The sequence below is a fragment of the Streptomyces flavofungini genome, from assembly GCF_041028215.1.
Taxonomy (GTDB): Bacteria; Actinomycetota; Actinomycetes; order Streptomycetales; family Streptomycetaceae; genus Streptomyces; species Streptomyces flavofungini_B.
In genome coordinates this window covers 1-19,768 of record NZ_JASKYR010000051.1, presented here as the reverse complement: position 1 = coordinate 19,768, position 19,768 = coordinate 1, and the positions used below count along the sequence as shown (strand labels likewise).

Here is a 19,768-nt window from a genome sequence, read left to right as displayed (position 1 = left end):
CCCCGACGTCCTCGCCACCGTCGAGTTCCTCGGCGAGCACGGCATCCCCGCCCTGCCCGGCTGGCGCTATCTGGCCCAGGCCGTCGACCCCGCCGACCACGCGCGCGTGCTCGCCGCGCGGCCCGAGCTCGTCGACGGCGTGGTCATCACCGACCCGGCCACGCACGCCCGCGCCCGCGAGGCCCTCGCCGACGCCGCGCTGCTGCCCCGGTCCGCCGTCGCCGTCGGCACCGCCGCCGCCCTGGCCGCCGTCGCCGGTCTCGTTGGTCGACTCCGGGCCCGAGGAGCAGGCCGCGAGGGTGGGCCCGAGGGCGGCGGCGGTGCCGAGCGCCCCGGCGKMYSCSMGSRMGGMCSYSYSGYSCRGCTGGCCWSSGCCGCCGAGGAGGCCCGCGCCTTCGCCGAGGAGGCCGAGGCCGGGCTGACCGAGGCCCGCACCGCACGTGCCGAGGCCGACGAGAGTGCGGGCGAGGCGGCACGCGTGCGGGACGAGCGGCAGGAGACCGCCCAGCGCGCCCGGCGCGCCGCCGATGCCCTGGCGGGACTGGCGTTCCGGCTGCGCGAGCGGGCGGGCTGGCAGGCCAAGCTGCGCGAACTGGCGGACGACGCCGTCGAGTCCGAGGCCCGCGCCCAGACCTGCCTCGACCGCGCCCGCGCCGCCGACGAGGACCGGCGCGCCGCCCAGCGCGCCGCCGACGACGCCCGCCGCACCGCCCGCGCGCTGCGCGCCGAGCGCGCCGAGATCGCCGGTGCCCCCGAGGACGTCCCGGCCGACAGCGACGCCCCGAAGACCTCGCTGCCCGCGCTCCGCGAGGCCTACCGCGCCGCGTCACAGCTCTACGAGAAGGTGGGCGTCGGCGCCGACCTCCGCGCCGAGCAGGCCCGCGCCGAGAGCGACGAGAGCGCCGCCCTCGCCGAGCTGAACCGCCTCAGCAACAAGGTCCGCACCCGCGCCGCCCTGCTCCTCGAAGGCACCGACGGCTCCGACGGACCGTCCAGGCAGGCGGCCGCCGCGCGCGCGGAGGCCCAGGTCCAGCTCATCGAGACCCGCGCCGCCACCGCGAGCGAGCAGCTCGGACGGCTGCGCGGCGAGGCCGAGCGGCACGCCCCGCAGGACGGCGAGGCGCACACCGAACTGCCCGAAGACCTCGTCCCCGCCGACGCCGAGCAGGCCCAGGCCCTGCTGCGCACCGCGACCGGCGAGCTGGCCGCGCACACCGAGGCGCTGACCACCGCCAAGGAGGCCCACGCCGCGCTCCTGCACACCCACCGCGCCACCGAGGACGCCGCGGGCGGCTTCGACGAGACCGCCGCCCTCCTGCGCGACCTGCTCCGCGAGCACCACGAGGACCCCGAGGAGACCCCCGAGGCCTACCCCGGCACCCTGGAGGAGGCCCGCCAGGCCGCCGCCGAGGCCCGCCGGTCGCTGCGCGGCTGTGCCGCCGACCTGTCCACCGCCGAGTCCGCCGTCCGCGAGGCGAGCGACATCCTCGTGCGGCACGCCAACGCCACGCGTTACGAGCAGGTCCGCACGCCCGCCCGGCAGCAGATCAGGGAGCTGCCCGCGTCGGCACTGCCCGAGCACGCCAAGAAGTGGGCCGACGCGTTCGCGCCCCGGCTGCGCGTCCTCACCGACGAGCTGGAGCAGCTGGAGCGCAACCGCGACAGCATCGTCGACCGCCTGCGCGGCCTGGTCGAGTCGGCGCTCGCCACGCTCCGCTCCGCCCAGCGCCTGTCCCGGCTGCCGGAGGGGCTCGGGGAGTGGTCGGGCCAGGAGTTCCTGCGGGTCCGCTTCGAGGAGCCCGACCAGGCCACGCTCGTCGAGCGGCTCGGCGAGGTCATCGACGAGGCCACGCGCGCGGCGGTGCGGAAGAACTCCGACCTGCGGCGCGACGGCATGTCGCTGCTGCTGCGCGGTGTGCAGGCCGCCCTGGAGCCGCGCGGTGTCGCCGTCGAGATCCTCAAGCCGGACGCCGTGCTGCGCGCCGAGCGCGTGCCGGTCGGACAGATGGGCGACGTCTTCTCCGGCGGTCAGCTCCTGACCGCCGCCATCGCCCTGTACTGCACGATGGCGGCCCTGCGCAGCAACGACCGGGGCCGCGACAAGCACCGGCACGCGGGCACGCTCTTCCTGGACAACCCGATCGGCCGCGCCAACGCCACGTATCTGCTCGAACTCCAGCGGGCCGTCTCGGACGCGCTCGGTGTGCAGCTCCTGTACACGACGGGGCTGTTCGACACGACAGCGCTCGCCGAGTTCCCGCTGGTCATCCGGTTGCGGAACGACGCGGACCTCAGGGCGGGCCTGAAGTACATCAGCGTCGAGGAGCACCTGCGCCCCGGCCTGCCCCAGCAGGACCCGGACGGCGAGACGGTGCACGGCGAGATCACCGCGACACGGATGTACAAGCGCCCCGCGGTCACTCCGTAGCGAGCCGCTTGGTGAGCCACTCGTGGAAGAGGCCGATGTGGTGCTCGGTCGGCACGAGCACCCCGCCCTCCCGGTAGGCGCGCGAGGCCATGGCGGGCTGGGTGCGTTCGCAGGCCGCGAAGTCCTGGGCGTTGACCCGGTGGAAGAGTTCCACGGACTTCGACAGGTCGGCCCCGGAGGCGACGACGTCGGGTGCGTACAGCCAGTCGCACTCGACGGTCGTGCGGTCCTCGGCCAGCGGGAACATCCGGTGCAGGATCACATGGTCGGGGACGAGGTTGACGAACACGGTCGGTTTCACGGTGATCGCGTAGTAGCGGCGGTCCTGGTCGTCGTCGACCTCGGGCAGGCGGCCGAAGCCCGCGCTGCCGTCGACCGTGAAGCCGCAGGCCTCCTCGGCGAAGGCGGCGCCGTGCCCCACGTAGTACTGCGCGGCGAAGCCGTCGGCGAACTCCGGCAGGACGTCGGTCAGTTCGGGATGGATGGTCGCGCAGTGGTAGCACTCCATGAAGTTCTCGACGATCAGCTTCCAGTTGGCCCGTACGTCGTAGGTGACGCGCTTGCCCAGCGCGAGCCGCTCGACGCCGTAGCGCCCGATGGACGCCGCGTCGCCGAGCCGTTCGACCGCCGCGCCGATGACGGTCTCCTCGAAGGAGGGCGGCTCCTCGGCGAGACAGACCCAGGCGTAGCCGAGCCACTCCCGCAGGGCCACCTCGACCAGGCCGTACGCGGAGCGGTCCACGTCCGGCATCCTGATCAGGTTGGGTGCGGCGATCAGCTTGCCGTCCAGGTCGTAGGTCCAGGCGTGGTAAGGACATTGCAGCGCGCGGCGGACCTGGCCGGACTCCTCGGTGCACAGGCGGGCGCCCCGGTGGCGGCAGACGTTGAGGAAGGCGCGCAGTTCGCCGGTGCGGGAGCGGGTGAGCAGTACGCTCTCGCGGCCGACCCGCACCGTGCGGAAGGCGCCGGGCCCGTCGAGGTCGGCGGAGCGCACCGCGCAGAACCAGAGGGCCTCGAAGACGTGTTCCTGTTCCCGCCGGAAGACGTCGGGGTCGGTGTAGTAGTGGCCGGGCAGTGTCGCGATGAGGCTCGGTGGCAAGGGGGTCGTCGTCACGGTGTGCGTACTCCTCAGGCGGGCGCGGCGGCCAGGCGGCCGGGGTCGAAGAGCTCGATGGGGTGGCCGGTGGTGCCCGCCAGGGCCAGATCGGCGACGATCTCGCCGACCACGGGCACGAACTTGAACCCGTGCCCGGAGAATCCGGCCGCGACGGTCACCGAACCGGGGTGCGCCGGATGGCGCGCGATGACGAAGTGCTCGTCGGGGGTGTTGGAGTACATGCAGGTCGCGGCCTTGAGGAAACGGCCGGGCAGAGCCGGGATCAGCCGTCCGACCTGCTCGGCCATGGCGGCCACCTCGTGGTCGTGGACGGTCCGTTCGATGGTCTCCGGTGTGCAGGGCGTGCCCTTGCGGAAGAAGGCGACCTTCGCGCCGAGATCCGGTCCGTCGATGGAGGGGAAGCCGTAAACCTGGACGCCTTGTTCGTCCTCCCAGATGTAGATCGGGTGGTTCCGGGCGAGGAAGGGCCGCACGCCGCCGGTGGGCTGGAACCAGTACATGACCTGCCGCTCGATGGTGAACGGCACCCCCAGGTCGGTGAGCAGCCCCGGCGCCCACGCACCCGGGCAGATCACGAGCTGCCCGGCCGTGTAGGTGTCCTCGGCGGTGTGCACGCGCACACCGTCCCGGTAGGGCTCCCACCGGGTCATCGGCTCCTCGAAGTGCAGGTCGGCGCCCTGCCGCGTGGCGAGCTGAAGGTGTGCGGCGACGGTGTTCTCGGGACGTATCAGGCCCGCCCGCGCCTCGTAAAGCCCCACCTCGTCCTCGCGTGGCGTGAGGGTCGGGAAGCGGCGGCGGATCTCCTTGGCGTCGAGCATCTCGTGCGGCAGGTCCCACCGCCGGGCGGAGAGCAGTGACCCGGAGACGGGGCGGCTCTCGGGGCGGCCGAGCATCACACCGCCGCACAGCGTGGCGATCTCGCGTCCGGTGTCGCGTTCGAGGCGTTCGTAGAGCTCGTAGGAGCGCAGGAGCAGCGGTACGTAGGCGGGGTCCTCGAAGTAGGACTGCCGGGTGATGCGCGAACCGCCGTGGCTGGAGCCGCGCCGGTGGACGGGGCCGAACTTCTCCAGGCCGAGGACGCGGGCGCCGCGCGCGGACAGATGATGCGCCGCGGCGCTGCCCATGCCGCCGAGGCCGATCACGATCACGTCGTAGGTGGGGGACACCGGGGGCCTCCTGGCTGCTGGTGGTCGGTACGGGAGGGGACGGTGGGGCGGCTACCGGCTACCGGCTACCGGACGCCAGACCATCGGCTCCGGCTCCGGCTTCGGCTACCGGCGGATGCGGGTCATCTCCGGGTCGAAGACCGGCTCGTCGGCGACCGTCGCGGGCACCTTCTCGCCGAAGTACTCGATGCCGACGCCCGCGCCCGCCTCCAGGGGCGGCAGCCAGGCGTACGCGACGCAGCGGCCCAGCGTGTAGCCGTACGCGGCGCTGGTCACGTATCCGGCGGGGACACCGTCGACGTACACGGGTTCCTTGCCGAGGACGACCGCGGCCGGATCGTCGAGGAGCAGCGGGGTGAGCCTGCGCTCCGGGGGCCTGTCCTCCAGCGCTCGCAGGGCCGCGCGGCCCACGAAGTCGCCCTTGTCCATGCGGACGGCGAAGCCGACGCCCGCCTCGTAGGGGTGGTGTTCGGCGGTCATGTCGTGGCCCCAGGCGCGGTATCCCTTCTCCAGGCGAAGGCTGTTGAAGGCGGAACGGCCCGCCGCCACTACGCCGAGCTCGCGGCCCGCCTCCCAGAGCGTGTCCCAGAGGCGGAGGCCCAGATCCGCGCTGGTGTACAGCTCCCAGCCCAGTTCACCGACGTAGCTCAGGCGCATAGCGGTCACCGGGACGTGCCCGACGCAGGTCTCCTTGGCCTTGAAGTAGCCGAACGCCTGGTGCGAGAAGTCGTCGTGGGTCAGCGGCTGGACGAGGGCGCGGGCCAGCGGCCCCCAGACCCCGACGCAGCAGGTCCCCGAGGTGATGTCCCTGACATGTACGTCGGCGGGCGCGTGCCGGAGCAGCCGGTCCAGGTCGGCGGGAGAGTTGGCGCCCACCTGGAAGCGGTCGGGCGCGAGCCGGGCCACCGTCAGGTCGGAACAGATGCCTCCGGACTCGTCGAGCAGGAGGGTGTAGGTGACCGAGCCCGGCCGCTTGGCGAGGTTGTTGCTGGTCATGCGCTGGAGGAAGGCGAGCGCGCCGGGGCCCGCGACCTCCAGGCGGCGCAGCGGCGTCATGTCGTAGAGGGCGACCCTCTCGCGGGTGGCGCGCGCCTCCGCCGCGGCGATCGGGGACCAGTACCGCGCCGCCCAGGCGTCGCGCTCCGGCACCGCGATGTCCTCGGCCAGGGCGGCGTTGGCCTCGTACCAGTGCGGGCGCTCCCAGCCGCCGCCCTCAAGGAAGAAGGCGCCGAGCTCGCGCTGGCGGCCGTAGAAGGGGCTGACCCTCAGGGGACGCGGCTGGTCCAGGGGCTGGAGCGGGTGGATGACGTCATAGACCTCGACGAACTGCCGTGCGCCGCGTTCGGCCACGTAGGCGGGGGAGCGCTGGGCGTCCTCGAAGCGTGTCAGCTCGCATGCGTGCGGGTCGAGCGAGGACCGCCCCTCGACCATCCACTCGGCGACGGCCCGCGCGACCCCCGCGGAGTGCGTGACCCACACCGCCTCGGCGAGCCAGAAGCCGCGCAGCGCACGGGACTCACCGAGCACCGGCATGCCGTCCGGGGTGAACGAGAAGACGCCGTTGAAGCCCTCCGCGATCTCCGTCGTCCGCAGGGCGGGGATCAGCCGACGGCAGTCCTCCCAGCTCGGCGCGAAGTCGTCCTCGGTGAAGGGGTACGAGGACGGCATGTCCTCGGCGTCGTCGAAGGCGGGGACTGCGAACGGGTCGACGGGCAGCGGCCGGTGCGCGTACGAGCCGATGCCGAGGCGGTCGACGTGCTCGCGGAAGTACAGGTCACGGTCCTGGTGCCGCAGGATGGGCAGCGACGCCTCCGTGCGCGGGTGTTTGGCCCCGGCGAGCTCGGGCAGCGGGGCCGTTCTGGCGTACTGGTGGGCGAGCGGCAGCAGGGGCACGTCCACCCCGGCCATCCGCCCGATCACCGGGCCCCAGAAACCGGCGGCGGAGACGACGTGGTCGGCGGGGAAGGTGTCGCGGTCGGTGACGACGGCGGTGACGCGGTCGCCGTCCCGCTCGATGCCGGTCACGGTGTGCCGGTCGAGAAATCGTGCTCCACGCGCGCGTGCCCGCTCGATCTGGGCTCGGCAGGCGGGCACCGCGCGGGCGAGGCCGTCGTCCGGCGTGTACAGCCCGCCGTGCACCTGGCCCGCGTCGATCAGCGGCCACAGCTCCTTGCAGCGTCCGGGGCCGACGAGTTCGGCGCGCACGCCCCAGGAGGCGGCGAGTCCGGCCTTGCGGTGCAGGTCGGCCCAGCGCTCGGGGGTGGTGGCCAGTTCGAGTCCGCCGACCGCGTGGAAGCAGGGCAGCCCGTCCACCTCCAGGGAGCCGAACTTCTCCACCGTGTACTTCGCGAACTCGGTCATCGTCCTGGAGGGACCCGTACGGAAGACGAGGCCCGGCGCGTGCGAGGTGGAGCCGCCCGGCGCGGGCAGCGGACCCTGTTCGAGGACGGTGACGTCGGTCCAGCCGCGCGAGGTCAGCTCGTCGGCGAGCGAGCAGCCGACGATGCCCGCGCCGATGACGACCACACGGGGCCCTCCGCTCCCGGCGGGGCTCACAGGACCACCACCGATCGCAGCACCTCGCCGCGCCGCATGCGGGCGAAGGCCTCCTCCACGTCGTCGAGGCCGATCGTCTCCGAGACGAAGCCGCCCAGATCGAGGCGGCGGCTCAGATACTGGTCGACGAGGATCGGGAAGTCCCTGGTGGGCAGGCAGTCGCCGTACCACGACGACTTCAGGGCGCCGCCGCGCGAGAACAGGTCGATCAGCGGCAGCTCCACCATCATCTCCGGATCGGGCACCCCGACCTGCACGAGCACCCCCGCGTGATCGCGCATGTAGAAGGCCTGGCGGTACGTGGAGGGGGTGCCGACCGCGTCGATCGCGACGTCGACCCCGTGCCCGCCGGTCAGCTCGCGGACGGCCTCGACCGGGTCGGTGCCCCGGGAGTTGACCGTGTGCGTGGCGCCGAACCGGGTCGCCCCGTCCAGTTTGGCGTCGTCGATGTCGACGGCGATGACGCGGCGGGCCCCGGCGAGGGACGCCCCGGCGATCGCGGCGTTGCCCACGCCGCCGCAGCCGATGACGGCGACGGTGTCACCGCGCTCCACCTTGCCGGTGTGGACCGCGGCCCCGTAGCCCGCCATGACGCCGCAGCCGATCAGACCCACGGCCTCGGGCCGCGCCGCCGGGTCGACCTGCACGGCCTGCCCGGCGGCGACCAGGGTCTTCTCGGCGAAGGCGCCGATGCCGAGGGCGGGGCTCAGCGCGGTGCCGTCCAGGAGCGTCATGGGCTGTCGCGCGTTGCGTGAGTCGAAGCAGTACCAGGGGCGGCCCCGCAGACAGGACCGGCAGGCTCCGCAGGGCGCGCGCCAGGCGATCACCACATAGTCGCCGGGCGCGAGGCCGGCGACGTCCGGGCCGACCGCCTCGACCGTGCCCGCCGCCTCGTGGCCGAGCAGAAAGGGGAAGTCGTCGTTGACGGCGCCCTCCCGGTAGTGCAGATCCGTGTGGCAGACCCCGCAGGCCTGCACGGAGACGAGCACCTCACCCGGACCGGGATCCGGCACGACGATCGTCTGGACCTCGACGGGCGCGCCCTTTTTCACGGCGACGACGGCACGGACCTCGTGGGGCACGACCGGACTCCTCTGCTGTTGCGCATGGCTCGATGGCATGAAGTTCGATGGCATGAAGCTCGATGGCATGAAGCTCCATGACCGGAGCTCGGCAGGACGTACGACTGACCTACGACGCTGTTGCGTACTGCACGATCGGTTGCGCTATGAGAGACATAGTGGGAACGCCATCAAGAGGCCGTCAAGAGGGCGGAGCCAAGCGTTCATAAATCCGCGCGCGGACGGTGGACGGGACCGCGCGTGGCGGGCGGGAACGCGCGTGGGCGGGGCCAGGAATCCTGACCCCGCCCACGCAGGAGACTCAGAGGCTCAGAAGCCGTACCCCATCCGCCGGGACAGCTCCACGGCCGCCGCCACCGTCCGCTTGGCGACCTCCGTGAGGCGCTCCTCGGTCAGCCGGTAGACCGGACCCGAGGCGCTGAGCGCCCCGATGACCTTGCCGTCGTGCGCGCGCACCGGAGCGGCCACGGCGGCGAGGCCGACCTCCAACTCCTCGACGGCGACGGCGAAGCCGCGCTCCACGACGGTCTCCAGCTCGCCCCGCAGCGCCACCGTGCCGGTCACCGTGTGCTCGGTGAGGCGCGGCAGCGTGCGCGCGACCATGCCTTCGCGCAGCGTCGTGGGCAGGTGCGCGAGCAGCACCTTTCCGCTGGACGTGGCGTGCAGCGGGGTGCGGCGGCCGAGCCAGTTCTGCGCGGTCACCGAGGCCGGGCCGCGGGCCTGCATGATGTTCACGGCGGCGTCGTCGTCGAGGACCGCGATGTTGACCGTCTCGCCCAGCTCGTCGGCGAGTTCGCGGCAGACGGGGCCGCCCTCCTGCGAGATGTCCATGCGCACTGCCGCCGCCCCCGCGAGGCGGAGTACGCCGGCGCCGAGGAAGTACTTGCCGCGGTCCTTGGCCTGTCCCACGAGGCCCCGGTTCTCCAGGACCCCGAGCAGCCGGAAGGCCGTCGACTTGTGCACCCCCAACTCGTCGGCGATCTCGGTGACTCCGGCCTCGCCGTGGCGCGCGAGGATCTCCAGGACGCTCACCGCGCGGTCCACGGACTGGACGGATCCGGCGGCCCCCTTCGGCTGCCTCTCGCGTGGCTCTCCGTCCGGCGCACTGCCGTGATCAGCCTGTTTCCGCGTGCCGGTCATATCTCGACTCTCACCACCTGGCGGCTGTCACGAGCCGCGTCTTCGAGATGCCCTTGACGCGATGGGCACCCCGACCGGATTCTGTTGCGTATAGCGCTCCCTCGTGCGCCATGTGAAACATCATGTTACCGAAGGGTCGTGACCCCAGAAGGGGTCGGGACCGGGCCGAATGACACCAGAGGGGGGCCCATGATTCCCGTATGCCGCCTCGAAGACCTCCCCGCGGGCGAATCCGTCCGCCTCGACACCACACCGCCCGTCGCGGTGTTCAACGCCGACGGTGAACTCTTCGCCATCGACGACACATGCAGCCACCAGGACGCGTCCCTCTCCGAGGGATGGCTGGAGGGCTGCCTCGTCGAATGCCCGCTGCACGCCGCCACGTTCGACCTGCGCACCGGGCAGCCCACCTGCCTGCCCGCCCGCAGGCCCGTCCGCACCCACCAGGTGTACGTCGAGGACAACATGGTCCTCGTACGCCTGGCCACCGCCGAGGAGGGATCCGCCGCATGAGCCCGGCCGCCGGGGGCCGCCCGCGGACCGTCACCGTCGTCGGAGCCTCGCTCGCCGGCCTGTACGCGGCACGCGAGCTGCGCGCCCAGGGCTTCGACGGACGCCTGGTCGTCGTCGGAGCCGAACCGCACCAGCCCTACGACCGGCCACCGCTGTCCAAGGACTTCCTCACCGGCACGCCGGACGAGGCCCGGCTCGCCCTCACCGACGCGGAGGAGACGGCGGAGCTCGCCGCCGAGTGGCTGCTCGGCGTACGCGTCCGTGCCCTCGACGCGCGCGCCCGCACCCTCGTGCTCGACGACGGCAGGACGCTGCCGAGTGACGGCGTGGTCATCGCCACCGGGGCGTCCGCGCGACGGCTCCCCGGACCCCCGCTCACCGGCGTCTACACCCTGCGCACCCTCGACGACGCCCGCGCCCTGCGGACGGCACTCACCACGGGGAGCGGCCCGCACCGCGTGGTCGTGATCGGCGGCGGCTTCATCGGCGCCGAGACCGCGTCCTCGTGCGTGGCGCTCGGGCACGACGTCACCGTCGTCGAGGCGGCACCGGTCCCGCTCGCCGCCCCCCTCGGCACGGAACCCGCACTGGCCTGCGCCGGGCTGCACGCAGGCGCCGGGGTCCGCCTCCTCACGGGCGTCGGCGTGACCGCACTGCGAAGCGCTTCCCGGGGTACCGCCGCCCCTGACCGCGTCACCTCCGTGGAACTGTCCGACGGCCGCGTGCTCCCCGCCGACCTGGTCGTCGTCGGCATCGGCGCGACGCCCAACACGGACTGGCTCGCCGACTCCCCTCTCTCCCTGAACGACGGAGTGCTCTGCGACGACGGGTGCGTCACCGCGCTGCCCCAGGTGGTGGCCGTGGGGGATGTCGCCCGCGCGGGTGGCATCCGCGCCGAACACTGGACCAACGCCACCCAGCAGCCCCGCGTGGCCGTGCGCAACCTGCTCGCCGGACACACGGTGGAGACGGCGCGCCCGCTGCCGTACTTCTGGTCGGACCAGTACGGCACCCGCGTCCAGTTCGCCGGACGGCGGCGCGAGGGCGACACCGTACGCGTCGTGGAAGGAGCCCTTGAGGACCCGGGCGAGGGCTTCCTGGCCGTCTACGAACGCGCGGGACGCACCGTGGCCGCTCTCGCGGTCGGCCGCTCCCGGCCGTTCATGAAGCTGCGCAGGCAGCTCATGGCGGACGCGGGCGCGGACCCGGGCACGGACATAAGCACGGGCGCGGGCACCAGCACGGACGCGGAAACCGACGGCAACGCCGACGCCGACACCAACACGTCCACGGACTACAAGGCCGAGCCCGCCCGGATCTGAGCACGACGGCCGCCCCTCCGGTCCTCGCGGGACGCGGCGGCGACCCGGCTCAGGAGTGCGAAAGCTGCCCCGCTCCGCCGCGTCCGCGTATGCGGGCCTTGCCGCGGGCCGCGATCCGGGCCTGGCGGCGGGCCCGGCGCCGCTCGCGCCGCAGCTGCCGCGCCGTGCTGCTCGGCATCGACACCACGCCGTTGCGCTGGTTGTACACCTGGCGGGTCACCCAGACGTCCAGGACGCCCCAGGTGGCCACGACCGTGCTGGCCACGCTGCTCAGCACCATGGGGAAGGCGAGCCAGGACCCCGCGAGCGTCGCGAGGACGGCGACCATCGCCTGCACCAGGGTGACCGCCACTATGATCACGGCCCGCACGGCCGCCGTCCGCACGGGATCGGGCAGCCGCCTTCTGCGCGCGGGCTCCTCGACCCACAAGGGCGGGCGGCTCATCCCCTCSTMCMGCTMCCGCCGGGCGGCATTCCCGGCCCCGGCGGTCCTTATGGCCTCGCCGCCCCCCGACGTCCTGTGGCGCTCTGCCGTGCCCATCATCTCGTCACTCCCCCCGCTGCTTCGCGGCCGTTCACGAACGCACTGCGGGCCCCGGGCAGGGAGCCCTTGGATCAACTCACCTCTGGTTGCCCGGTTTGCCGCGCTATACACCGCCGGCCGACACTCCGCCTGCCGACGGCCTGCCCTCTGCATGAAGGACGAACGGGAGATCGGAAAGATTCCCCCTCCGGTTCCGTACAGCGAAGAAAATCGGCCAACTGGCAGGTGGGGCCCGGGGGATGGGTCCGGGTGGCATGCACCACATGGTGGGGCGCAATAGTCCGTAATGAAGGGACAACTGCCGACGTCCATTTCACGTCACGGCCGAAAAGCGTTCGGATGCGCCTTCGAGTTGTCCGTGAGTCAGTAGTAGGCTCGCGCCGTTTGTTGACGCACATGTGTGCCCCTGGCCCATGCAACGGTCGCAGGGGGCCGATCTGGGGGAGGCCATGCGCTTTCGCGGGAAGTCCATCCGCCGGAAGATCGTGGCACTGCTGCTCGTGCCGCTGGTTTCCCTGACCGCCATCTGGGGTTTCGCCACGATTCACACCGGCCGTGAGGCGAGCACGCTGCTCGACACGGCCAATGTCGTCGAGAAGATCGGGTATCCGATCGAGGACACCATCCGCGCGGTCCAGCAGGAACGCCGCCAGACCCTGGTCTATCTCGCCGACCCGCGCGCCTCCGACGCCCTCGCGGCCCTGCGCCGCAGCCGCACCGCGACCGACGACGTCCTCGCCAAGGTCCGCGAGAACAGCAGGGACTCCGGCCTCCTCGACAGCATCGACGGCAACTCGTACACCCGCCTCATCGCGCTCGTGGACGCCTTCGACGGCGTCAAGTCGCTGCGCCGCACCGTCGAAGAGGGCACGATCTCCCGCTCCGGCGCCCTGAAGATGTACACCAAGCTGATCGATCCCTGCTTCGGCCTGCTCTCCACCCTCAACGGCTTCGCGGGCGCCGGCCTGGACGACGTGAGCTTCGACCAGCAGGGCCGCGCGCTCGTCGGCGCCGCGCGTGCGCGTGAGCTGCTCTCCCGCGAGGACGCGATGATCGGCTCCGCGCTCGTCGCCCGGAAGCTGACCAGGTCCGAGATCCAGCAGGTGGCGGAACTCAAGGCCCAGCGCAGTCTGCTGTACGAGGTGAGCCTCGCGCCCCTTCCCGCGGACGAACGCGCCCGCTACGAGCGCTACTGGAACGGCGCCCAGACCACCCAGCTCCGCAAGGCCGAGAACGACATCGCCGCCTCCACCCCCGGCACCCCGCACGTGGTGACGTCCGCCCACTGGGACGAGACGGCGGGCCGGGTGCTCAAGCAGCTCTCCGACCGCGACGTCGAGGCCGGCGACCGCTTCAAGGACCGGGTGGAACCGGCCGCCTTCGACGTGGTCCTGCAACTCGTCGTGGCCGGTGTGCTCGGCCTCCTCGCGCTCGTGGTGTCGGTCATCGTGTCCGTACGCATCGGCCGCGGTCTCATCCGTGACCTGCGCCGACTGCGCCTGGAGGCCCACGAGGCCTCCGGTGTCCGGCTGCCCGGAGTGCTGCGCCGCCTGGCCGCGGGCGAACAGGTCGACGTCGAGACCGAGGCGCCCCGCCTCTCGTACGAGAAGGACGAGATCGGGCAGGTCGGCCAGGCGCTCAACACCCTTCAGCGCGCCGCCGTCGAAGCCACCGTCAAACAGGCCGACCTGCGGCGCGGCGTCTCCGAGGTCTTCGTCAACCTCGCCCGCCGCAGCCAGGTCCTGCTGCACAAGCAGCTCACGCTCCTTGACACCATGGAGCGCAGGACCGAGGACACCGACGAACTGGCCGACCTCTTCCGTCTGGACCACCTGACGACCCGCATGCGGCGGCACGCCGAGGGCCTCGTCATCCTCTCCGGCGCCGCCCCCTCGCGGCAGTGGCGCAAGCCCGTCCAGCTCATGGACGTCGTCCGCGCGGCCGTCGCCGAGGTCGAGGACTACGAGCGCATCGAGGTCCGCAGGCTGCCCCGCATCGCGGTCACCGGGCCCGCCGTCGCCGACCTCACGCACCTCATGGCCGAACTCCTGGAGAACGCCACGGTGTTCTCGCCCCCGCACACCGCCGTGCAGGTCCTGGGCGAGCACGTCGCCAACGGCTTCACCCTGGAGATCCACGACCGGGGCCTCGGCATGACCGCCGACGCCCTGCTCGACGCCAACCTCCGGCTCGCCGAGACCCCCGAGTTCGAACTGTCCGACACCGACCGCCTCGGCCTCTTCGTGGTCAGCCGCCTCGCCCAGCGCCAGCGGGTCCGCGTCTCCCTCCAGCCCTCGCCGTACGGCGGCACGACCGCCGTCGTCTTCATCCCCGAGTCGCTGCTCACCGACGACGTCCCCGACACCGGCGGTGTCGGCTTCCGGCTCGACCGCCCGCAGGCCAGGGAGCCCCTGGCCGGTCCCGACAAGGCCGCCGACCGCGCGGCCGCCCTCGCCCAGGTGCCCGTACAACTGCCCGGCCTGCCCGCCTCCGTGCTCGACGGCCCGGTGGAGCTAGAGGCGCCCGTCGGCCTGGCGGACCTCGACTCCTTCCCCGGGGCGCTCGGCGACGACGACAGCGAGCGCGGCGGGCTCTTCCGCCCGCGCCGCAGGGTGGCGGGCACGCCCGGCGAGCAGCACCAGCAGGCCCGTGACGCCGGGCAGCCCACGCGCGCCGACGCCGCGCAGGTCCGCGACGACGACCTCGACGAGGACGCCCACACCGGCGGCCTCGTGCCGCTGCCGCGCCGCAGGACCCCGAAGCTGGTCAGGTCCAACGGCCGCCCCGTCACGCACAGCGGCTCGCGTGACCACCGGTCGAGGGACGGCAGGGCGGCCCAGGAGAACCGGTCGCCAGACAGCCGGTTCCCCGACGGCTTCCCGCTGGCACCCGCCGCCGCGGACGAGGTCCCCGAGCCCCGGGGGGCGGCCGGGCCGCACCACGCCTGGCCCGACCTGTCCCCGCCGCACCGCGACGTCACCGCGGGGGGCCCGGCACCGGATCTGCCCCGGCGCGCCCGTCGCACGGGACCCCAGGGCGGCGCCGCTCCCGACCGGACGGGGCAGGACAGGACCACCCCGGCCGGGGGCGGCACGGCCCCCGGCGGACTGCCCCGCCGGGTCCGGCAGGCCAGCCTCGCCCCGCAGTTGAAGGACGGCCCCGACCGCCGCTCCGACCGCGCCGAGACCCGGCCGGAGGAACGGGACGCGGAGGAGGTACGCAGCCGCATGGCCTCGCTCCAGCGGGGCTGGCAGCGCGGCCGCGACGAGAACGCCGCAGGCGACGACGCCACCGACGGCACAGCACCAGGAACGACATCTGAGGGGGACGGTCGATGACCGCACCGAAGGCCGACGCACGCATCGCCAACACCGGGGCGGCCAGGGAGCTGAACTGGCTCCTTGACGACCTGGTGCAGCGCGTCGCCAGCATCCGCAAGGCGCTCGTGCTCTCCGGCGACGGCCTGCCCACCGGCGTGTCCAAGGACCTGACCAGAGAGGACAGCGAGCACCTCGCCGCCGTCGCCTCCGGGTTCCACAGCCTCGCCAAGGGCGTGGGCAGGCACTTCGAGGCGGGCCGGGTCCGCCAGACCGTGGTGGAACTCGACGACGCCTTCCTCTTCGTGACGGCCGCGGGCGACGGCAGCTGCCTCGCCGTGCTCGCGGACGCCGACTCCGACGTCGGCCTCGTGGCGTACGAGATGACGCTGCTGGTCAAGAGGGTAGGTGTGCACCTGGGTACGGCACCGCGCACGGACCTGCACGCGGGAGGGTAGTGGGAGGGCATGAGCCACGACGGTCGAGGGACGCAGAGAACCAAGGCACTGTGGGGGACGTCCGGCATCGCCGGGACCCCGGGGACGCAGGAGACGCACCGCTGGTTCGACGACGAGGCCGGACCCGTGGTGCGCCCGTACGCCATGACACGGGGGCGCACCACGAGCCCGGGCCAGCACCGCCTCGATCTCATCGCGGTCGTGATCGCCGAGGCACATGTACCGGGCGGCCACGAGGCTGACCAGACGCTGTCGCCGGAGCATGTGGACATCGTCGAGCTGTGCCGTGACACGCCTCAGTCGGTCGCCGAACTGGCGGCCGAACTGGACCTGCCCGTCGGCGTGGTGCGGGTCCTCATCGGGGATCTCGTCGACGACGAGCTGGTGCACGTGACCCGGCCCGTGCCCCCCGCCGAGCTGCCGGACGAAAGTATTCTGCGCGACGTGATCAGCGGCCTCCGGGCGCTCTGACCGGCGCGAGACCACTGATGCGGGACGCGACACCACCGATGCGGGAGAAGTTGAGCGATGATCTTCAGGCGTTCTGAGCGCGACAAGGCCCCCGTCGAGCCGGTCACGCTGAAGATCCTGGTGGCCGGGGGCTTCGGCGTGGGCAAGACGACGCTGGTCGGCGCGGTCAGCGAGATCAAGCCGCTGCGCACCGAGGAGACCCTCAGCGAGGCGGGCCGCCCCATCGACGACACCAGCGGCGTCGCGGGCAAGCACACCACCACGGTGGCCATGGACTTCGGCCGCATCACGCTCCGCGAGGACCTGGTCCTCTACCTCTTCGGCACCCCGGGACAGGACCGCTTCTGGTTCCTCTGGGACGAGCTGGCCACCGGTGCGCTCGGCGCGGTGGTCCTCGCCGACACCCGCCGCCTTGAGGACTGCTTCGCCGCCGTCGACTACTTCGAACGCCGCTCCATCCCGTTCGTCATCGGGGTCAACTGCTTCGACGACGCCTCGCGTTACCCCGCCGAGGCGGTCCGCCAGGCCCTGGACCTCGACGACGACGTGCCCGTCGTGCTGTGCGACGCCCGCGAGCGCGAGTCCGTCAAGGACGTCCTCATCGGCGTCGTCGAGCACGCCATGACGTCCGCCGCGGCCGTACGGGAGCCCGCCACCACCTGACGGCGCGCCCCGACGGCCGCGTCCACGGCCCGTACCCCCGCCGACCGGGGTACGGGCCGCGGCTTGGTCCGGCTCAGCCCTCTCCGTTCTCGAGCCAGCCGAAGCTCCGTTCCACGGCCTTGCGCCAGTTGTGGAACTCCTTGTCCCGGGCGGTCGCCTCCATCCGCGGCGACCACTCGACGTCCCGCTGCCAGTGCGCCTTGAGCTCGTCCAGGTCGTTCCAGACGCCGGTGGCGAGCCCCGCGGCGTACGCGGCGCCGAGACAGGTCGTCTCGGACACCCTGGGACGGATCACGGGCACCCCGAGGACATCCGCCTGGTGCTGCATCAGCAGATTGTTCTTGGTCATGCCGCCGTCCACCTTCAGGGTGGTGATCCGCACCCCGGAGTCCTGGTACATGGCGTCGACGACTTCCCGGGTCTGCCAGCTCGTGGCCTCAAGCACCGCGCGCGCGAGGTGCGCCTTGGTGACGTACCGGGTCAGGCCGGTGACGACACCGCGCGCGTCCGAGCGCCAGTAGGGCGCGTAGAGGCCGGAGAACGCCGGCACGATGTACGCGCCGCCGTTGTCGTCCACGCTCGCCGCGAGGGTCTCGATCTCGTCCGCGCTGCGGATGATGCCGAGCTGGTCGCGGAACCACTGCACCAGGGCGCCAGTGATCGCGATGGACCCCTCCAGGCAGTACACGGGCGCCTCGGAGCCGATCTTGTAGCCCATCGTGGTCAGCAGGCCGTTCTTGGACGGAACGGGCCGGTTGCCGGTGTTGAGCAGCAGGAAGCTGCCGGTGCCGTAGGTGTTCTTGGCCGTCCCCGTGTCGTAGCAGGCCTGCCCGAAGACGGCCGCCTGCTGGTCGCCGAGCGCGGAGGCGACGGGCACTCCGGAGAGCTGGCCCACGGCCGTCCCGTACACCTCGGAGGAGGATTTGATCTCCGGCAGGACGGCCTCGGGCACCCGCATCGCCGACAGGATCGACGGGTCCCACTGGAGGGTCTCCAGGTTCATCAGCATGGTGCGGCCCGCGTTGGTGACATCGGTGACGTGCTTGCCGCCGTCGGTGCCGCCCGTGAGGTTCCAGATCAGCCAGGAGTCGATCGTGCCGAAGGCGATCTCGCCCCGCTCGGCGCGGGCGCGCAGCCCCGGCACGTTGTCGAGCAGCCAGGCCGCCTTGGGGCCGGAGAAGTAGCTGGCCAGCGGCAGGCCCGTCCGCTCGCGGAAACGGTCCTGGCCGTCCGCGCCGCCCAGTTCGTCGCAGAGCCCCGCGGTACGGGTGTCCTGCCAGACGATGGCGTTGTGCACCGGCTTGCCCGTGGCGCGGTCCCACAGGACGGTCGTCTCGCGCTGGTTGGTGATGCCGAGCGCGCTGAGCTGGTCGGCGCGGAGCCCGGCCTTGGCGACCGCCCCCGCGACCACCGCCTGCACCTTGGACCAGATCTCACTGGCGTCGTGCTCCACCCAGCCGGGCTTGGGGAAGATCTGTCGGTGTTCGCGCTGGTCGACGGCGACGATGGCGCCGTCCTGGTCGAAGATGATGCAGCGGCTCGAGGTGGTGCCCTGGTCGATCGCGGCGACGAACTTCTCGGAGCTGTCCGGCATGGCTACCCCTTGATGACCCTTGATGACCTGCGATGGGAAGACTCAGAAGGCTGCGTTGTAGATGACACCCGCGAGGGCTCCGCCGATCAGCGGGCCCGCCACCGGGATCCAGGCGTAGTTCCAGTCGGACGTGCCCTTGTTGGGGATCGGCAGGAACGTGTGCGCGATGCGCGGACCGAGGTCACGCGCCGGGTTGATGGCGTAACCCGTGGGGCCACCGAGCGAGAGGCCGATGCCGACGACGAGGAAGGCCACGATCAGCGTCTGCGTCCCGGATTCGCCGAGCCCCTTGGTCAGTCCGAAGGCGAGGATCGGCAGCACCAGGGCGATGGTCGCGATGACCTCGGTGATGAGGTTGGCGACCGGGTTCCGGATCTCCGGGATGGTGGAGAAGATGCCGAGCGTCGGCGTCGGCTCGTGCGCGCCCGCACCGGCCGCCGCGTCCTTCACGCTCCGCGTGACGTTGGCGTTGAACTGCGCGAGGTAGACGAGGTACGCGAGCACGGCGCCGAGCATCGCGCCGACCATCTGGCCGAGCACATAGATCCAGACCTTGTCCCACGTGCCGGTGTCGATGGCGATGCCGAGCGTGACGGCGGGGTTGAGATGGCCGCCGGAGAGCGGTCCCGCGGTGTAGGCGCCCGCGAGCACGCCGAAACCCCAGCCGAAGGCGATGACGACCCATCCGGAGGCCTTCGCCTTCGAATGGCTGAGCGTGACGGCGGCACACACGCCGGCGCCGAGCAGGATCAGGATCGCGGTGCCGATGACCTCACCGATGAAGATGTCCCCATTTGAGTACATGGCGGCTCCTAGGCCCTCGCCCGGGGCATGCGCCCCGGTACTCCGTGCAGGGTGCGGTTCCCACGACTGCTGCCTGGATGGGACCGGCTGTTGGGAGCCGAAGGCAGGAACTCTCCCGCGCCCCGCCCGGCGTCCATGACGAGCGTGCCGTGGCAGTCGCATCGCCCCTGGGGGATACCCGGTTGACCAGGGTCTTCGTGCGGGCCCTTCGCGCGCGGAGACCTTGAGCGCCCGAGCCGAGGTGCGGCGACGCCGACTGACACCCGGAAGTGTTCACCGGTGGTGATGGAGCGTCAAGGTCGCGGACGGCAACGGTTGACCGGCACCACGGCTTTCCCCGCGACGCCCGCGCGCGAGGGGCCGGGACGGGACCCGGAGCGGACTCGGACCGGGCCGGGACTGGCCTCGGGCGGGACTCGGGCCGGACCCGGACGGGGCTTGGGCCGGACCCGGACGGGGCTTGGGCCGGACCCGGGCCGGACTTGCGCCGGACCCGGAGCAGCCCTCCGCAGAGGTCGTACGCTCAGCGCACGGCGACCACCGAGGAGCCATGGCCGAAGAGGCCCTGGTTCGCGGTCACCCCCACCCTGGCC

Annotated in this window: 14 protein-coding genes and 1 pseudogene; 7 read left to right on the top strand and 8 right to left on the bottom strand. The window is 72.5% G+C overall.

Annotation, left to right across the window (positions count from 1 at the left end):
• Nucleotides 1-2,428: pseudogene (locus tag AB8Z36_RS06195) on the top strand (hypothetical protein); the annotation flags it as partial.
• Here AB8Z36_RS06195 and AB8Z36_RS06190 read toward each other — a convergent pair.
• The 5 genes from AB8Z36_RS06190 to AB8Z36_RS06170 all read right to left on the bottom strand — a co-directional run bounded on the left by AB8Z36_RS06190 (nt 2,418) and on the right by AB8Z36_RS06170 (nt 9,489).
• Complete coding sequence (locus AB8Z36_RS06190) at nt 2,418-3,542, bottom strand: aromatic ring-hydroxylating oxygenase subunit alpha (RefSeq protein ID WP_369212159.1); 1,125 nt, start codon at nt 3,540-3,542, stop codon at nt 2,418-2,420. The pseudogene AB8Z36_RS06195 and the gene AB8Z36_RS06190 overlap by 11 nt on opposite strands.
• A gap of 14 nt (nt 3,543-3,556) precedes the next feature.
• On the bottom strand, nt 3,557-4,711 hold the full coding sequence (gene solA, locus AB8Z36_RS06185) for an N-methyl-L-tryptophan oxidase (RefSeq protein ID WP_369212158.1): 1,155 nt from the start codon (nt 4,709-4,711) through the stop codon (nt 3,557-3,559).
• A gap of 105 nt (nt 4,712-4,816) precedes the next feature.
• Nucleotides 4,817-7,267, bottom strand: a complete 2,451-nt coding sequence (locus AB8Z36_RS06180; protein WP_440581862.1) for a GcvT family protein — start codon at nt 7,265-7,267, stop codon at nt 4,817-4,819.
• Nucleotides 7,264-8,349 carry an S-(hydroxymethyl)mycothiol dehydrogenase gene (locus AB8Z36_RS06175; protein ID WP_369212156.1) on the bottom strand — a complete coding sequence of 362 codons (1,086 nt, stop codon included), beginning with the start codon at nt 8,347-8,349 and terminating at the stop codon, nt 7,264-7,266. The genes AB8Z36_RS06180 and AB8Z36_RS06175 overlap by 4 nt, the downstream gene beginning before the upstream one ends.
• 309 nt (nt 8,350-8,658) lie before the next feature.
• Nucleotides 8,659-9,489 carry an IclR family transcriptional regulator gene (locus AB8Z36_RS06170; protein WP_369212155.1) on the bottom strand — a complete coding sequence of 277 codons (831 nt, stop codon included), beginning with the start codon at nt 9,487-9,489 and terminating at the stop codon, nt 8,659-8,661.
• A 189-nt stretch (nt 9,490-9,678) separates the two neighbouring features.
• Between AB8Z36_RS06170 and AB8Z36_RS06165 the strand changes: the two genes are divergently transcribed.
• Together AB8Z36_RS06165 and AB8Z36_RS06160 are read left to right on the top strand one after the other, a co-directional pair.
• Nucleotides 9,679-10,002 (top strand): bifunctional 3-phenylpropionate/cinnamic acid dioxygenase ferredoxin subunit, encoded by a 324-nt coding sequence (locus AB8Z36_RS06165; RefSeq protein WP_369212154.1) that lies wholly within the window; start codon nt 9,679-9,681, stop codon nt 10,000-10,002.
• Entirely contained in the window at nt 9,999-11,324 is a 1,326-nt protein-coding gene (locus tag AB8Z36_RS06160) for an NAD(P)/FAD-dependent oxidoreductase (RefSeq protein WP_369212153.1), read from the top strand. The genes AB8Z36_RS06165 and AB8Z36_RS06160 overlap by 4 nt, the downstream gene beginning before the upstream one ends.
• 49 nt (nt 11,325-11,373) lie before the next feature.
• Here AB8Z36_RS06160 and AB8Z36_RS06155 read toward each other — a convergent pair whose 3' ends face one another.
• The gene (locus AB8Z36_RS06155) at nt 11,374-11,865 is read right to left on the bottom strand and encodes a hypothetical protein (protein ID WP_369212160.1); all 492 of its coding nucleotides are present in this window, start codon (nt 11,863-11,865) and stop codon (nt 11,374-11,376) included.
• Nucleotides 11,866-12,317: 452 nt separating this feature from the next.
• Here AB8Z36_RS06155 and AB8Z36_RS06150 point away from each other — a divergent pair, with 452 nt between their 5' ends.
• From AB8Z36_RS06150 to AB8Z36_RS06135, 4 genes are read left to right on the top strand one after another with little or no spacing between them, the layout of a single operon-like run.
• Nucleotides 12,318-15,206 carry a sensor histidine kinase gene (locus tag AB8Z36_RS06150; protein ID WP_369212152.1) on the top strand — a complete coding sequence of 963 codons (2,889 nt, stop codon included), beginning with the start codon at nt 12,318-12,320 and terminating at the stop codon, nt 15,204-15,206.
• Nucleotides 15,203-15,643 carry a roadblock/LC7 domain-containing protein gene (locus AB8Z36_RS06145; RefSeq protein ID WP_369212151.1) on the top strand — a complete coding sequence of 147 codons (441 nt, stop codon included), beginning with the start codon at nt 15,203-15,205 and terminating at the stop codon, nt 15,641-15,643. The genes AB8Z36_RS06150 and AB8Z36_RS06145 overlap by 4 nt, the downstream gene beginning before the upstream one ends.
• Before the next feature lie 9 nt (nt 15,644-15,652).
• Nucleotides 15,653-16,114: a DUF742 domain-containing protein gene (locus AB8Z36_RS06140; RefSeq protein WP_369212150.1), complete on the top strand. Its 462-nt coding sequence runs from the start codon at nt 15,653-15,655 to the stop codon at nt 16,112-16,114.
• A 57-nt stretch (nt 16,115-16,171) separates the two neighbouring features.
• Entirely contained in the window at nt 16,172-16,777 is a 606-nt protein-coding gene (locus AB8Z36_RS06135; protein WP_369212149.1) for a GTP-binding protein, read from the top strand.
• Between the two features lie 73 nt (nt 16,778-16,850).
• Here AB8Z36_RS06135 and glpK read toward each other — a convergent pair whose 3' ends face one another.
• Together glpK and AB8Z36_RS06125 are read right to left on the bottom strand one after the other, a co-directional pair.
• On the bottom strand, nt 16,851-18,371 hold the full coding sequence (glpK, locus tag AB8Z36_RS06130) for a glycerol kinase GlpK (RefSeq protein ID WP_369212148.1): 1,521 nt from the start codon (nt 18,369-18,371) through the stop codon (nt 16,851-16,853).
• A 42-nt stretch (nt 18,372-18,413) separates the two neighbouring features.
• Entirely contained in the window at nt 18,414-19,175 is a 762-nt protein-coding gene (locus tag AB8Z36_RS06125; RefSeq protein ID WP_369212147.1) for an MIP/aquaporin family protein, read from the bottom strand.
• Nucleotides 19,176-19,768 lie beyond the last annotated feature (593 nt).